Raw genomic sequence first — 14,496 nt, 5'->3', positions numbered from 1 at the left:
TAGGTGATTGCTATAATGCCGCAACCCCTAAACTTAAAACGACACTGAATTATAAAACGTCAACTATCAAAATACAAACAATCACTTTTGGCTTTTTGCATAAAAATCATTAAATAAGAATCATTAACATAAAATAACCCATCAAAAAAGTCTAAATATCTCGCCTATATAAAATCCAATCAGAGGTTTTTTTTAATTAAAATATAAGCTTACCCCTATATCTAACCCCCAAAAATTAAATTCATTTTATTTAGACTAAAGATCAACAAATAATAATTATCTATGTATATTTATTTTCATTATCACTTAAAAAATAATTCAATATTTATTAAGCAAATATAAGATATTTATTCAAAAACTATTTTACTCTTATAATAAACGTTCATTCCCTGTTATTAAGTTTCTTATTTACCCCCATATTTTGTTTACTTAATGTGCAATAAAATACTTGAACTGCAAATAATTGAATAAAAAACAATCGTTTTTCATACATTTATTCTCGTCTCCAATCACTAAATAAAAATTATTTTTGAAAATATTGATGATTTTAAATAATGCATAACGAACCCCCAACAAGATCAATACTTTCACCTAAGTTATTATAATTATGATGTTTTTTGATTAAAAATCAACAACAAAATCAGTAATCGTTATTATTTTTACCCATAAAAAATGACTGATAATGAAACCTTTACTGATATTTTTTTCTGCACCTCTTATTCAATATGACTTATTATACTGCGTCAGTGCTGCATACCCTCTTATTCTACTGGGTATTTTTTGACCAAGACTTTATGAAAATGTCATTTTTTATCCATAAGTATAATTGACAAAATTTCAGCACTCACTAATCTTATAGCAAATTTTGACCCGTTTAATTCGCGCATTAAAAGATGAGTACTGCGAGTTAAATAAACATTCACCAGGACAGGAGATCTATTGAATGTCTGAAGCAACTGGCAAAAAAGCCGTTTTACAGCTTGATGGCAAAGAAATTGAATTACCAATTTACAGCGGTACATTGGGCCCAGATGTAATCGATGTTAAAGATGTGTTGACCTCAGGTCACTTTACTTTTGATCCTGGTTTTATGGCTACTGCTGCATGTGAATCTAAAATCACATACATCGATGGTAATAAAGGTGTTCTTCTGCATCGCGGTTATCCAATTGACCAACTTGCAACTAAAGCAGATTACTTAGAAACTTGCTATTTGCTGTTAAGTGGTGAACTCCCAACTCCTGAACAAAAAGTAGAATTCGATACTAAAGTTCGTAACCATACGATGGTTCATGATCAAGTGAGTCGTTTCTTTAATGGTTTCCGTCGTGATGCTCATCCGATGGCAATCATGGTAGGTGTAGTGGGTGCACTTTCTGCCTTCTATCACAACAATTTAGATATCGAAAATGTTGATCACCGTGAAATTACAGCAGTTCGCTTAATTGCTAAAGTTCCTACACTTGCTGCATGGAGCTACAAATACACTGTTGGTCAACCATTTATGTATCCGCGTAATGACTTAAGTTACGCTGAAAACTTCTTGTATATGATGTTTGCAACTCCAGCAGACAAAGATTACAAAGTTAACCCTATTCTGGCTAAAGCCATGGATCGTATTTTCACGCTTCATGCTGACCATGAACAAAACGCATCTACGTCAACTGTACGTTTAGCGGGTTCTACTGGTGCAAATCCTTATGCGTGTATCGCTGCGGGTATTTCGGCACTTTGGGGCCCTGCTCACGGCGGCGCGAACGAAGCTGTTCTTAAGATGCTTGATGAAATCGGCACTGTAGAAAACGTTGCTAGCTTCATGGAAAAAGTGAAAACTAAAGAAGTTAAACTTATGGGCTTCGGTCACCGAGTTTATAAAAACTTCGATCCACGTGCGAAAGTCATGAAAGAAACTTGTGATGAAGTTCTTGCTGCTCTAGGCATCAATGATCCACAACTTGCACTTGCAATGGAACTTGAGCGTATTGCGTTATCTGATGAATACTTCATCAAGCGTAACCTATATCCAAACGTAGATTTCTACTCAGGTATCATCCTTAAAGCGATTGGTATTCCGACTGAAATGTTTACTGTAATTTTCGCGCTTGCACGTACTGTTGGTTGGATCAGTCATTGGTTAGAAATGCACAGCGGACCATACAAAATTGGTCGTCCACGTCAACTTTACACAGGTGAAGTTCAACGTGACATGCAAGGTCGTTAATTTTTAATGACTTATAAAAACCACCCTTTTGGGTGGTTTTTATTTCTCAAAATATTTAAATTCTTAATTATACAATCATTAATTTATATCGTAGTTTTTTAAATCTAAGCTTTTAAGTTGCTGTTTTAGCTTTTGTAAGGACCACGGCCAAGCGGCAAAATTCCGACCATTCGCATCTAAATAATAGCTTTTACAACCACCTTTATTAAATACTGTAGTTTGAAGCTGATTTTGTACTTTATGGTTATATTGACTTAGGATGTGTTTTTTTACTTCAAAGCGGGTAAATTTAAGCTGCTTCATTTTCATTAAACCACTGACAATGTAATCAAGCTGCGCTTCCGCAATACCAATAAATGAGTCGTAAACCAAAATATTAGGACCTAGCACTAAAAAAGCATTCGGTAAATCCAAAATACTGGTTCCCAAGAAAGCTTCTGGAGAGCTATTTTTCCATAAATCCGAGAGCAATTGTCCATTTGCATTACTCACACGCTTCCCAATAGGGGGATGAGAAACTTCGAAGCCCGTTCCCCAAATAATCACATCCACATCATGACGCTCACCATTTGATGCAATGACAGTATTCCCATCAATTTCAACCAAGCCATACGGAATAAGTTGAGTATTGTTTGCCTGCAATGCTGGATAATAATTATTCGCAAATAATAATCGCTTACAACCAATAGAAAAGTTAGGCGTTACCTGTTTGCGTAGCTGCGGATCATGAATTTGCAAACTCAACAATTTTCGACCTAAGAAGTTAAAGGGTTCTAAACTACGAGGATGTCTTAATCCAAAATTGATTACATTTAAAGAAGTACTGACAACACCACGCCATCCCTGCTGAATATTAGGGAATTTTTGTACCACTGCTTTAAATTGGTCACTTAATATAAAATCAGGTTTGGGTAAGACCCAAGGTGCAGTACGCTGAAAGACCAATAATGCTTTTGCCAAAGGTTGAATTTGCGGTACAAACTGAATTGCAGAAGCTCCTGTGCCAATGACAGCAATCCGTTTTCCACTCAAATCATAGTGATGATTCCAGCGAGCAGAATGGAACATTTCTCCTTTAAAAGTTTCTATTCCTTTTAATTTTGGCAATTGTGGCTCAGTAATTGGTCCTGTGCTAAAAATCACAGTTTTCGCAATATACTGCCCTTTTGCCGTTTCTAACTCCCAAACACTCTGCGTGTTATTCCATTTCGCATTCATCAGTTCATTATTAAATTCAATTTTTTCATCAATTCCAAATTGGTCACTAACATCTTCTAAATAACTCAAAATTTCGGGTTGTTTGGCAAATAAGTGACTCCATTTATGACTGGGTGCAAAAGAATAAGAATATAAAGCAGACGGCACATCACAACCGCAACCGGGATAAGTATTCTCACGCCACGTTCCACCGACCCGATCAGCCTTTTCAATCACAATATAATTATCGTAGCCAACATGCTTTAACTTTATTGCAGCTGCAATGCCTGAAATTCCAGCCCCTACAATAATCGTGTCATATACATGAGTAGATACGTTTACACGATTATCTTTTATATTTTTAGCCTGAGCTGAAACGTTTTTTTTATTGGTTTTTAGACGTGTTTGTTTCGGGTTTTGCAATGTATTTGCATCACCGAGTTCTAATCCAGTATCAAATTCACTCTTAATATTCATTTTACAATCCCCTGATTATTTTAAATATTTATTAAATATTGGATAACCTATTCCAAGTAATTTGATATATAGACTAGGCGCAACACGTTTCATCAACCACAAAATTTTGGCATCAGGTTGTGGAATGGTATAAAGCTTTCCAGCATCCAATTGATTTAACGTTTTAATTGCAACTTGATCACTATTTACAAAAGAATGCTCCATCAATAATTTATCTGCGAGTCCTGAATAGCGATTGGGTAAACGACCATTTTTCATAATATTGGTTGGAACCAGCGTAGGACAAAGTACATTTACGCAAATATTGGCACTGCGTAACTCTGCAGAAAGTGTTTCGGATAATGCCAATACACTGGATTTGGTCACGTTATAAGCCGTCATTTCTGGTGCTGCGGTGAAGCCCGCGGCCGAAGCCACATTGATAATTGCACCAAAACCCTGCTGCTTAAATTTTGGTACAAAATAATGACAACCATAAATAACGCCCCATAAATTGATCGCCATACACCATTGCCAATCATCCAAGGTCATTTCATCAAATTTTCCACCTAGCCCTACGCCAGCATTATTAATTAACAAACTTACGGGATGATTCATGAGTTGTTCAGCATGTTCCGACAAATTCTGAATTTGCTCTGGATCCCTGACATCACACTGAACAGCAAAAGCGACTGAGGAAGTTTGAGTTCGGATCATATCCACAGTTTCTTGGGCTGCAGCTAAATTAATATCTGCACAAACCAGGCATCCACCTCGCTTTGCGAGCTCCACAGCAAAACTACGCCCAATACCACTTCCAGCCCCAGTAACCACGGCATAGGCTTTTTTTGATGGTAGTGATTTTTTTGAAAAAATAACCATATTTTTTGTCCATTGATTTTATATTTACTTATTTTTTAGATTTAGCTTTTTAATGCAGGAATAAATTCTTTTATAAAATAAGGCGCTAAAACACCATCAACTGGATTGAGCAAACGTTGTTTGTAATATTCTAAAAATGCCGAAGTATCATGATCATTCGGATGAAAGTCAGGACGTAAATAATCAAAAATATGCGAAATACTGCTTCCGTACACCCCTTCTTTAAACCCAAAAATAAGCCCAACACTTCGACGCATATCCTTCCAATAGGCTAGGCTGATTAAATTTTTAGGATTACGATAAAAAGGAACCAATAAAGATGCTGCTGAAATCAGGACTAAAATTGTGACGAGGGCAGGAAAGAAACCTGCGATACGTAACGCGTAATTATTGGATAAAGTCTGAAACACATCAAAAGCGATATCTTTATGCTCTGATTCCTCCAGCATATGCCACATCCATATCGCACGTTGTTTTTCATCTTGAGAAGCAAAAAAGATTTCTTCATGATTCATCATATACTCAGCTAAAACTGCAGTGAAATGCTCAATTGCTGCCATCAATGATAATTTAATCGGTTGCGGTAAACGATTAAAGCCGTAATTAAAGACCCAACCTGCCCAAGTGCGAAACAATTTTACAGGCAAATCCACCTGTAGAAATGCATCATTCAGCTCTTCATGCAATTTAGAATGCAATGCTTCTTGACCAATCAACGAAGTCACGCGTTGTTTGAGTAATGGGTTTTGAATGAAATTCCGGTGATAACGTGCCGTATCAATGACCAAATCCTCGCCATAGGTGAGAAAAATCGACAACGAAGCAAAATATGCACTCGCTAATTCGGCATTCATATAAAATTTATAATCAATCTGCTGAGGATCAAAATCAAACTTCATATGGCGAATAGGTACAACAGGAGATTGATGATCTAAATTGAATGGCGCACCTGCAAATGTCTTTGCAAAAACTGCTTTTATCGATTGTGTAAATAACATGGTGACACCTTATTTTTCTATGTTGAATTCCCTCTATTTCTAAGTCGAATTGTGTCTCGAACTTAAAAATAAAAACCAAACCTTATAGAAAAATTAAGTGATAGCACCTTATATGCCATTAGCAATTCACATCATCTGATTAGCAAATTATGACTTTAAAATTATTTGTCTAACAATTTTTCCAACAATTTAGCAGTTCAGGACAGAATCATGCTTTAGGTGACAAGAACGGAATACATGCCTCATAAGCCTGACAATTTTGACCGCGTTGTTTTTGTATAAAATAGTCTTGTACCATTTGTGCCTGTTGTTCAATTCCATAGTTTAAAAAGAGCTTACCCTGCTCTAAAACATAATGATATTGACGATCAAATAATGCTTTTCTCACCACGGCCAAACCTTGCTGAATTTGCCACACATGTGCTAATTTATCTACAAGTTGATTAGTGATGGACAAATAAAATCAAGAGGTTATAGACTCTATACACGAAAACAAGTCCATTACAAAGATAATTGGAATGGACAAATTTCTGTATATTAGTCCATTTTTAATATCATTTCATTTGAACAAAAAACACCCTAATAAAAAATCAACATCTTCTTGAACACTCATTCTCATCTAAGTTAGATACTTTAATAAACTTGCTCATAAATTAAAGTATTGCTTTAAGTGGACTGGTCCTAGATAAAATAATGAACTGAAAGGCGAAATATAAAATTTCCTTGAAATATAAAAAATAGAATATCCCTATAATAATAATAGAACTTAAATAGTCCTATTTTTAAACTACTTAATAGTAAAAATAACATTACAACAATAGATACTATAAAGCTTTAAGATAATGGAGTAACTTTAAACAACAGCTTACTTAAGATTATTGATACATATTTCATTTTTATATTGACTACATAAAAGAAAAAATAACAGCCAAATATGTATAAAATTTAAACAACAAACAGGGAGTAAATTAAAATTTCAAAACATAATACCTTTTTAATAAAATAAATAACTTATAGCTATTCAAAATATCATAGTTAATAGCACTATCTTCAATTCCAATATGAATCTGTATAGAATTAAAAAATACACTGGGATTTATAATTTTTTGATTAAAAACCTTAGAAACAACTATAGAAACAAATTCAGAAATACTATTACCATTAGGAAAATTCTTATACTTTAATCCAGATGATTGACAAATATTTTCCAATTCAAGTCTAGAACTAATTAAATTAGTCAAACACTCCTGAAATGAAAAAACCCATTGGCTAAAGTTAATATCAACATCAGTTAAGTGATTTGGTGAGCAAGCATCTAATTTTTCCTCTAAAGATAAATTCTCTAATATTATGATCCTATGATAATCTCTTAGCTTATTAAGTTTTGTTTTATTATTACTTTTAAAAATATCAACAAATCTTTTAAAAGCATCTTTTTTTACCTTCATTTTTGAAATATATACATTCATTTCAGAAGAACTCATGTAATAAGATAAAATATTTAAAACAATTTTATGTTCTACAGAGTAAATTACACGAGGATCTTTCAAATAATCAACAAGATAGCTATTTATCCTATTCGCACTGTTTTCAACCAAAAATATATTTATATCCTTAAATAAAGTAGTCTCAATTGTAGTAATGGGTGTGTTTTTAGATATGCACCTTAACGTAGTAGGTCGTAAATATTTCATTGATCCTGCAAGCACCCAAAGAATTTCACGCTCTTTATAACTTAAATTATAAAAATGTAAATCCTTAACACCATTTAATTCTACAAGCAGGACTGAGATGAGCCCTTTCAACTGTTTATCAATCATAAATTTAAGCAACAAATCAAAATATTCTTGATTAAAATAAATTGATTTATCACTTGAAGATAAAGTAGGTAATATCTTTATAATTATATCAATAATATTTTTTGATACTTTCGTTCCTTTAATAATTTTTAAATTTTCAGCAAAAAATAATATGAATACATCTAACAAAACAACTTCAGAAAATTCAATATATAACTCAGTAAATTTATCACTACCCAATATTGATTTTATGGCGCTCTTAAATTCTTCTAAATATAAAGAATATATTTCTATTTTTTTTAAAATCTCAGCAAATAATTTTTTATTATTATCCTCAACAACTGTGAGTGAAATTATTGAAAAAATTATAGAAAACTCCCCCCAATCGACATTTTTAAAAAAATCAATAAATAAAGAATAACTACTAACGACAAATTCCTCTTTAAAATAATCATATATTAAGAAATTTTTAAATAGTGTTTCTCTAGACCGAGAGATAAAATTAACAAAAATACTACTTCTAATCTCATCTAATTCTTGAGTAATAGTTAATAAAATTGATTTTATTACCATTTTATGACTATAATTAATATTACTATAAACATCCAAAAAAAATATTTTCACCCAATCGAACTTTGCTGAATGTGCTAAAATTGCCTTATCTAAACATTGACCAGCTTGGATAAAATTAATAATGATATTTTTCAAAAACTTTAAATTTTCAGTACTGAGCAAACAATATTTATCAGCGAAAAATCTTTTCAACTGATTAATACTTACTACTTCAGACAGCAATAAATATAAATCTTTTTGCAGCACCAAATAATATGAAGAAAAATAATCTTGCGATATAACTCCTCTACTTAATAATAAATTTAGAGAAGAACAAACCGAGAGTAAATTATTAATTTTAAATGTAGTATCATCAGTCAAATTAAAACCTTTCAAATATGTAAAATAATTACTTAAAAGATATAAGTCCTCCAATCCACCAAGATAATTATCTAAAATATTTTGAGTATCAGTTTTATTGAAAAAATTATTAGTATAGTATTCCGATAACGGAGTACTAATAATTTCATTAGCAAATACAATCTTTTTAGAAATAAATGAACTTTCCCATTGTTGTGAAATCTTATCAGTAAATATAATCTTTGGAAGATCGTCAAAAGGGATATCAATATGTTTTATTAATCCAAACCAATGAAACTCGTGTCTTAATGAAGGAAAAATAAAACTCCATACAAGGCTTAAAATTAAAATATAATCCTGACTGTTTAAAATTCCATCCTGAACGACAGGCTTACCATTTTCCCTTTTAGCGTAAAGATCATATAAAGTTACAATTATATTTTTTGCTTTATTATATATTTCTATTTTTTCATCATTAACTTTATTATTAACTTCCAACTCTATAAATATTTTTTCTTTAGCATATAGATCACAAATAGCTTTCAATTTAGTAGGATCATTTATGATGTATTTCAGAATATTATAAATATCTATAATTGATGAACATTCTTCTTTACTTAGAAAAATAATAAAAGTTAAATAACTTGTTCTACCTTCATTAGGCAATATCTGAGTAGCACCAATTGCCATTTTATTAATATTATCAAACCATTTCCCACTAATCACTGGTATTTTTGGGAAATTACTTGGAATATAAAAAAAGCTTTTTAATTCAGTTTTTTGACTTGAGTTTAAATCTAACGAACCACTTCTGTATTGATGTCCTTTGTTTGTAGAAACTTTATCATCAGAATAAATACAAGCCCAATCAAAAAACATTTTAACTTCCAACTTTTTCAAATAACCACATAAAAGGCAAACTTAAATTTCTTATTTTTTCTTGTGGATTATCATTATTTACAACCCACGACTGAGTAGGTAAACTTTTAACAAACTTTCCTTTAGCATCTGATACTTTTTTTAAAGGCTTATCAGGGTATTTAGATTTGACATATAAGTTTTCTGCATGATCACCTAATGGGCTAATTCCAAATATTTTCAAATATTCGGTATCCCAGTTTGTTTTTATAAACTCATAGAACCACGGCAATTCATTTTTTAATTTCTGTTCTGGATTTATATCGATTTTATCTTTTATGACTTTATCCCAAAAATTCATTACAATAAGTAATGGTATTTTCTTCTTTGTTTTTCGTGAAATTTGTTTCAAACAGAAGAGTTGCTGAAAGAAAGCAATATAATTTAGATCGTTATTTATTAAGTTATCTTTCCCAGTTTTATCATTTTTTTGGGTTTCAACTTGGCTCTCTGCTGGTCGAGCCAAATCATAAACCTCATCTTTATCTGCAGAAATTACTAAAATGATACCATTACAATCTTCAATACGTTCAACCCACTCTTTACTCCACTCTGGAGATTGTGCTAATGCTAAAAACTCTTCACCATTATATTCTGGTAATTCTATATTAATTACCTTATCTTGATATTTTAAACACCATTCAAAATTTTTATATGATTCTTGTGTCCTATCAACTACATACCCTTGCAATATATCTTGACTCAGTAATTTTGAAGGTGTTTTAGTTTGTATTACAGAAGAATTTTTTAATGACCAGTTATAAGCTAACATTCTTAAAAAATTTGATTTACCTGCTGCAGGTTCACCTAAGATTAAAAAGTTATACATTATCAAATCCACTCTTTTAAATGATTATAAATTAATTTTTCTTTACTTGATATTTTATCATCTATATTTAGGTGAACTTTTTCATCTAGAATAACATATGAATTATTAATACAAAAAGCTAATATATTATCAATATCTTTAGGTAAAACACCTTGATTAGCAGTAATACTAATTGTTTTTGCAATACCCACTAAATTATCGCTTAATTTTTCTAAAAAATAATCATTAACTTCTTTATGATATTCGAAATTATTATGATTTTCATCAACTTTATCATATTTAGTCTGTACAAATACCACTCTTACATCAGGATTAAAATCAGCAATAATTTCTGAAATTCTATCAATAAAAATCATATGGTTTTCTTTAGATATCCATATATCTGCTGTGTAATAATCTGAACTATCTAAACAAATCAATAGCGTTTTTACTTCTGATATCCATTTTATAATTCTTTTATATTCTTGGCTTTCTGTATCATAGTTCTCAACTATACCTGAAAAAATCTCTCCTGCTGTGTCACCTAGTAAAAGATCATATCCAATATCATCTTTGTTAATTAATAGATGAAGGTATTGGGTTTCCGATCTGTCAATTGTCCTTTCTGGATGCCGAGGAGTGTTACCGTGAGCATATAAAGTTAAATTAATTAAATTGCTCCAAGCATTTAATGTAGATGAACCCATAAAACTTAATTGCTGTTCATTGTCCATCCGCAATGCGTATAACATTGAAGTTAATAAGCTTGTTTTTCCTGAGTTTGGCAAACCTATTAATGTTGCAATACTTGGCTCAGCTTCTAGACCGAAAAACTTAATATTTTCACTTTTTATAAAACCCCTACTACTTAATATATTTTTAAAATCTATTTCACTCTCTTCAACCACCTGATTCGCTTCATTATCTTCCTGCAAGTTATTTTCATTATTAATTAATTTTATATATTGACAATCTTCATATGCATCTCCCTCTAAACATGGTATATCACCATTATCCAAACAATTTTTAACAGCACATTCAGATCTACCACAGGTATATAACATTATTCTTCAAATCCTAATTTAGAAATTTCAACCAGTGACAATATCTTTAAAATAAACATAGATGGTTTAACATTTAAGTTTAAATCACAATATTTTTCCAAAAACTTCAATATATTTCGAAGAATTTCAATATTAGGATATATATTAAATTCATCATCAAAAACCACCTTAATTACAACCAAATCAACATTTTCATTTATAATTTTTGGAAAACATTTATATAATGATTCTAATAATAATGCTTTAACTTTATTTGGAACTGGTAATTCTAAAGATTCTATCTCACATAAATCATTAGCCATAAATACAGCACTGATTAAGGGATTTAAGAATTCTTTATACGAATAAAATTGATGGTCTGGATGGCTTGTAGTGTGACTTACATTCAACCACCATAATAAATCCTGTTCACGTTTAATTTGTGTATAAGAACTAATAACAGAATTTCTGAAATTAATAAAATTTTTTTCTATAGATTTTGTAGTGTTATATAAATTTACCGAATTACTGTGGGATTTTAAAATATAATTTTCTTCACTAGGAATTGACTGACCTTCTTCAAATGTTAAATTAATAAAATTTGATAAGGGCAGTACAGTACCTCTTGATATGACTTTATTTCCCCAATCCCTATCAATTATATCTCTATTATACTGAGATATAATATCAATAAACTCCTGACTAAATTTATTCTCAACATTAATATTAGCACTATAATATTTTAAAAAATCAATACATATACTTAGTGCAATTAGTTTATGAGGATTTTCACCCTCTTCTATCTCATTTTTAAACATCTGATTAATTGCTAATAATATAATATTTTTAGCAAATACTAATGGTTTTTCACCAGTGTCAGCCATTCCTTGAAAAAGTAAAGGATGCTTTTCACTGATACTAGTAAAAATATCATTTTTCAATTTTTCTAAAGACTTACCATCCTTTGATACATAGATCACAGACAATACTATCTCAGCCAGCTCAATAAATTCTTTAGAAATCAGATCTTCACTATACTCTTGAACAAAGTTATTAATACTCTCTGAATCTTCTTCTTTTAGTTCTTTTTTTCCTGCCCAATTTAATAGAATATCTTGATTAATTTTATCTGAAATTTTTGTGTGAATTTCATCAATTGTCATGTTTCTAAGTCCTTATAAATTTGAAATTATGGTTTGAAAAACTTGTGTCCATCCAGCACTTCCTGCTACAGCAATAAGTTCACCAGCTTTACTAGCAAATGATTTCTTAAACTCTTGAGTTGCTGCATCTTCATATTTGTCGCTTAAAACTTTAGGTTGAATACTTTCTGTCAAAGCAATACTAACAGCTGCTGATGCGTTCTCTATAGGAATCTGATTTAAATCAATTATTGAATTATTATTAGGTAGTGCAAGAAATTTTCTTGCTTTATCTAGATCACCTTCAGATAATTGATTTCTTAATTCAATAAGTAATGTTTTGTTTAGTGGGTAACCATATAGTGCCCCTATAATCAACTTTATAGGTTCTATTGCGCCAGAATCCATCTTACGGAATAAGTCTTCCCATCTAGTTTTAGCATCATGAGTATCTGCAATCATTGATGCTTTACCTCCAGCCTCTACCCACAAATTTTTTGTTTCTAAATAAGAGGAAAAATTTTCTTTTAAAAAGTTTTTTGTATTAGGATGAAATGAAGTATGCATTTATAGCTCTTAGTAAAAAATTATTGAAATTATGATATTGACTCTACTGTCTTTTTTCAACTAACGATTAAAAATTTACGATAATAATTAATATCATTTTTTCATATATTTTTTTAATAAGTCAGTTAAGATGCTATGATTAAGAAAGTAACGGAGTGGCAAAATAAAGTATTAGACAGTTTGTATGATGTTATTTATCTCGACTATATCGTTGCAAAATTTCGGCAGACTACAATCTAATTAGCAAGTCTATATATTTTGCTTTAGGCATTATAATATGGATGGGCAGAAAGAATTATTTGGTATGTGGATTGCTTAGACAGAGAATGTTAAATTCTGACTATCCGTGATGACAGAACTGAAAAATCGTGAGGTACAAGGTATTCCTGTTGCTTGTGTATATAAGCTAAAAGGCTTTACTGAGTTATAATCTCATGCTCATATCAACTGTACATCGTGCATATTTAATGGTCACACTTATACCAGCCCTGCTTGCTGTCCCAAATCAGTCTACCTGACTCTAAAGGAGTCTGTTTATATAAAACATTTGGTCCTGACGATATTTGATTGAAGTTATTCAACCAGCCCTTCATATTAATTTTCAAATTAACATAATCATTTGAAAAACCTTCAAAACTAGCTATAACTAAGCCATCAACTTGGCGATATGTGGCTTGTCCGAGAACAATAGTCCCAGTAAATTCAGACAACTCTGCATTTTTACAAATCGTTTGACCAATATCCTTAGATTTAGGAGCATTAATCACTAAATTTCTTTCATAGTCATTTTTTAATCGCTGTTGTTCAAGTTTGTGTTTTTCAATAGCTAGCTTTTTATTATTTTCTTCAATATTCTTTTGCGACTGATATACAGTCAAATTGCTGTGTACTTCATTATCAGAAATAACAGCTGTCTTAAGGGTTACAAAGTTTAAGGGTTGCCCCATTCCACCAATACGAGATAAAACAGGTTCAATGGAGACATTCCATGGTGTTTTTGATGCACATATAAATGTACCTGTTGCTGAAATTAGACGTTGATTATTCAAAGCAGGTATATGTGTGCCTCTTAAATAGCGAAACATACTCTTAGACATTTGAAAGAAACGACCATCTTGAGTAGCACAGAGATTACTCATATAGACATAAGGAATTAAAGCATCAGGTACAGATGACTCAAATAGATATTCCTTACCATTTCCATCTTTACCGTTGAGAGACTTAGCAGCGATTAAATGATTTGGTGTTTTATAAGCTTTTACATCACTAGGCTTAATTGAGTTCGCTGTTACACATCCCACAAATGGTAAACACAAGCTCAAAACAATAAATAAATCTATATTTTTCATTTAAATAATTCCGAACGATATATAAAACTAGGTATTTTTAATATTATTGAGTGTAGTAAGATTAACACAAAAAGAGGAATATAGTCCTCAAAAAATATTAATTGAACTGATAATGTTTTAAATTTGGAGTTGTTTTTATGACTAAATTCCCAGATGACTATCAAATGACACGTCAAGAAATTGATGATTTGCGTCAAGATACTA

10 protein-coding genes and 2 pseudogenes are annotated in these 14,496 nt (G+C 31.0%); 2 read left to right on the top strand and 10 right to left on the bottom strand.

Features of this window, described 5'->3' with window-relative positions; all coding sequences use genetic code 11:
* The first annotated feature begins 943 nt into the window (after positions 1–943).
* Complete coding sequence (gltA, locus tag GA0116959_RS01350) at positions 944–2,221, top strand: citrate synthase (protein ID WP_053579837.1); 1,278 nt, start codon at positions 944–946, stop codon at positions 2,219–2,221.
* 78 nt (positions 2,222–2,299) lie between these two features.
* Here the strand turns inward: gltA and GA0116959_RS01345 are convergent, their stop codons facing one another.
* From GA0116959_RS01345 to GA0116959_RS01305, 9 genes and pseudogenes are all read right to left on the bottom strand, one after another.
* Positions 2,300–3,895: a flavin-containing monooxygenase gene (locus GA0116959_RS01345; RefSeq protein WP_092717565.1), complete on the bottom strand. Its 1,596-nt coding sequence runs from the start codon at positions 3,893–3,895 to the stop codon at positions 2,300–2,302.
* A gap of 15 nt (positions 3,896–3,910) precedes the next feature.
* Entirely contained in the window at positions 3,911–4,756 is an 846-nt protein-coding gene (locus tag GA0116959_RS01340) for an SDR family NAD(P)-dependent oxidoreductase (protein ID WP_092717562.1), read from the bottom strand.
* A 41-nt stretch (positions 4,757–4,797) separates the two neighbouring features.
* Positions 4,798–5,754, bottom strand: a complete 957-nt coding sequence (locus tag GA0116959_RS01335) for a metal-dependent hydrolase (RefSeq protein WP_092717558.1) — start codon at positions 5,752–5,754, stop codon at positions 4,798–4,800.
* A gap of 208 nt (positions 5,755–5,962) precedes the next feature.
* A pseudogene (locus GA0116959_RS01330) lies at positions 5,963–6,193 on the bottom strand (type IV secretion protein Rhs); the annotation flags it as partial.
* Between the two features lie 529 nt (positions 6,194–6,722).
* Entirely contained in the window at positions 6,723–9,344 is a 2,622-nt protein-coding gene (locus GA0116959_RS01325) for a hypothetical protein (protein WP_092717555.1), read from the bottom strand.
* Position 9,345: 1 nt separating this feature from the next.
* Entirely contained in the window at positions 9,346–10,212 is an 867-nt protein-coding gene (locus GA0116959_RS01320; RefSeq protein ID WP_244878549.1) for a TRAFAC clade GTPase domain-containing protein, read from the bottom strand.
* 2 nt (positions 10,213–10,214) lie between these two features.
* Positions 10,215–11,255, bottom strand: a complete 1,041-nt coding sequence (locus GA0116959_RS01315) for a TRAFAC clade GTPase domain-containing protein (protein ID WP_092717552.1) — start codon at positions 11,253–11,255, stop codon at positions 10,215–10,217.
* Complete coding sequence (locus tag GA0116959_RS01310; protein WP_092717549.1) at positions 11,255–12,397, bottom strand: hypothetical protein; 1,143 nt, start codon at positions 12,395–12,397, stop codon at positions 11,255–11,257. The genes GA0116959_RS01315 and GA0116959_RS01310 overlap by 1 nt, the downstream gene beginning before the upstream one ends.
* A gap of 12 nt (positions 12,398–12,409) precedes the next feature.
* Complete coding sequence (locus tag GA0116959_RS01305; protein WP_092717546.1) at positions 12,410–12,943, bottom strand: hypothetical protein; 534 nt, start codon at positions 12,941–12,943, stop codon at positions 12,410–12,412.
* A 129-nt stretch (positions 12,944–13,072) separates the two neighbouring features.
* Here GA0116959_RS01305 and GA0116959_RS01300 point away from each other — a divergent pair.
* Positions 13,073–13,367, top strand: a pseudogene (locus GA0116959_RS01300) (transposase); the annotation flags it as partial.
* Between the two features lie 40 nt (positions 13,368–13,407).
* Here the strand turns inward: GA0116959_RS01300 and GA0116959_RS01295 are convergent.
* Positions 13,408–14,292 carry a hypothetical protein gene (locus GA0116959_RS01295; protein WP_092717542.1) on the bottom strand — a complete coding sequence of 295 codons (885 nt, stop codon included), beginning with the start codon at positions 14,290–14,292 and terminating at the stop codon, positions 13,408–13,410.
* Positions 14,293–14,496: the final 204 nt, after the last annotated feature.

Source organism: Acinetobacter albensis (assembly GCF_900095025.1).
Lineage (GTDB): Bacteria > Pseudomonadota > Gammaproteobacteria > Pseudomonadales > Moraxellaceae > Acinetobacter > Acinetobacter albensis.
Note: the sequence above shows the minus strand (reverse complement) of the source record. Positions and strands in the feature narration are given on the sequence as shown.

Bases quoted from the DNA above. Each gene is read 5' to 3' on its own strand.
- GA0116959_RS01345 (WP_092717565.1), bottom strand. From the start codon at position 3,895: ATGAATATTAAGAGTGAATTTGATACTGGATTAGAACTCGGTGATGCA.
- GA0116959_RS01340 (WP_092717562.1), bottom strand. From the start codon at position 4,756: ATGGTTATTTTTTCAAAAAAATCACTACCATCAAAAAAAGCCTATGCC.
- GA0116959_RS01315 (WP_092717552.1), bottom strand. From the start codon at position 11,255: ATGTTATATACCTGTGGTAGATCTGAATGTGCTGTTAAAAATTGTTTG.
- GA0116959_RS01335 (WP_092717558.1), bottom strand. From the start codon at position 5,754: ATGTTATTTACACAATCGATAAAAGCAGTTTTTGCAAAGACATTTGCA.
- GA0116959_RS01320 (WP_244878549.1), bottom strand. From the start codon at position 10,212: ATGTATAACTTTTTAATCTTAGGTGAACCTGCAGCAGGTAAATCAAAT.
- GA0116959_RS01305 (WP_092717546.1), bottom strand. From the start codon at position 12,943: ATGCATACTTCATTTCATCCTAATACAAAAAACTTTTTAAAAGAAAAT.
- GA0116959_RS01295 (WP_092717542.1), bottom strand. From the start codon at position 14,292: ATGAAAAATATAGATTTATTTATTGTTTTGAGCTTGTGTTTACCATTT.
- gltA (WP_053579837.1), top strand. From the start codon at position 944: ATGTCTGAAGCAACTGGCAAAAAAGCCGTTTTACAGCTTGATGGCAAA.
- GA0116959_RS01325 (WP_092717555.1), bottom strand. From the start codon at position 9,344: ATGTTTTTTGATTGGGCTTGTATTTATTCTGATGATAAAGTTTCTACA.
- GA0116959_RS01310 (WP_092717549.1), bottom strand. From the start codon at position 12,397: ATGACAATTGATGAAATTCACACAAAAATTTCAGATAAAATTAATCAA.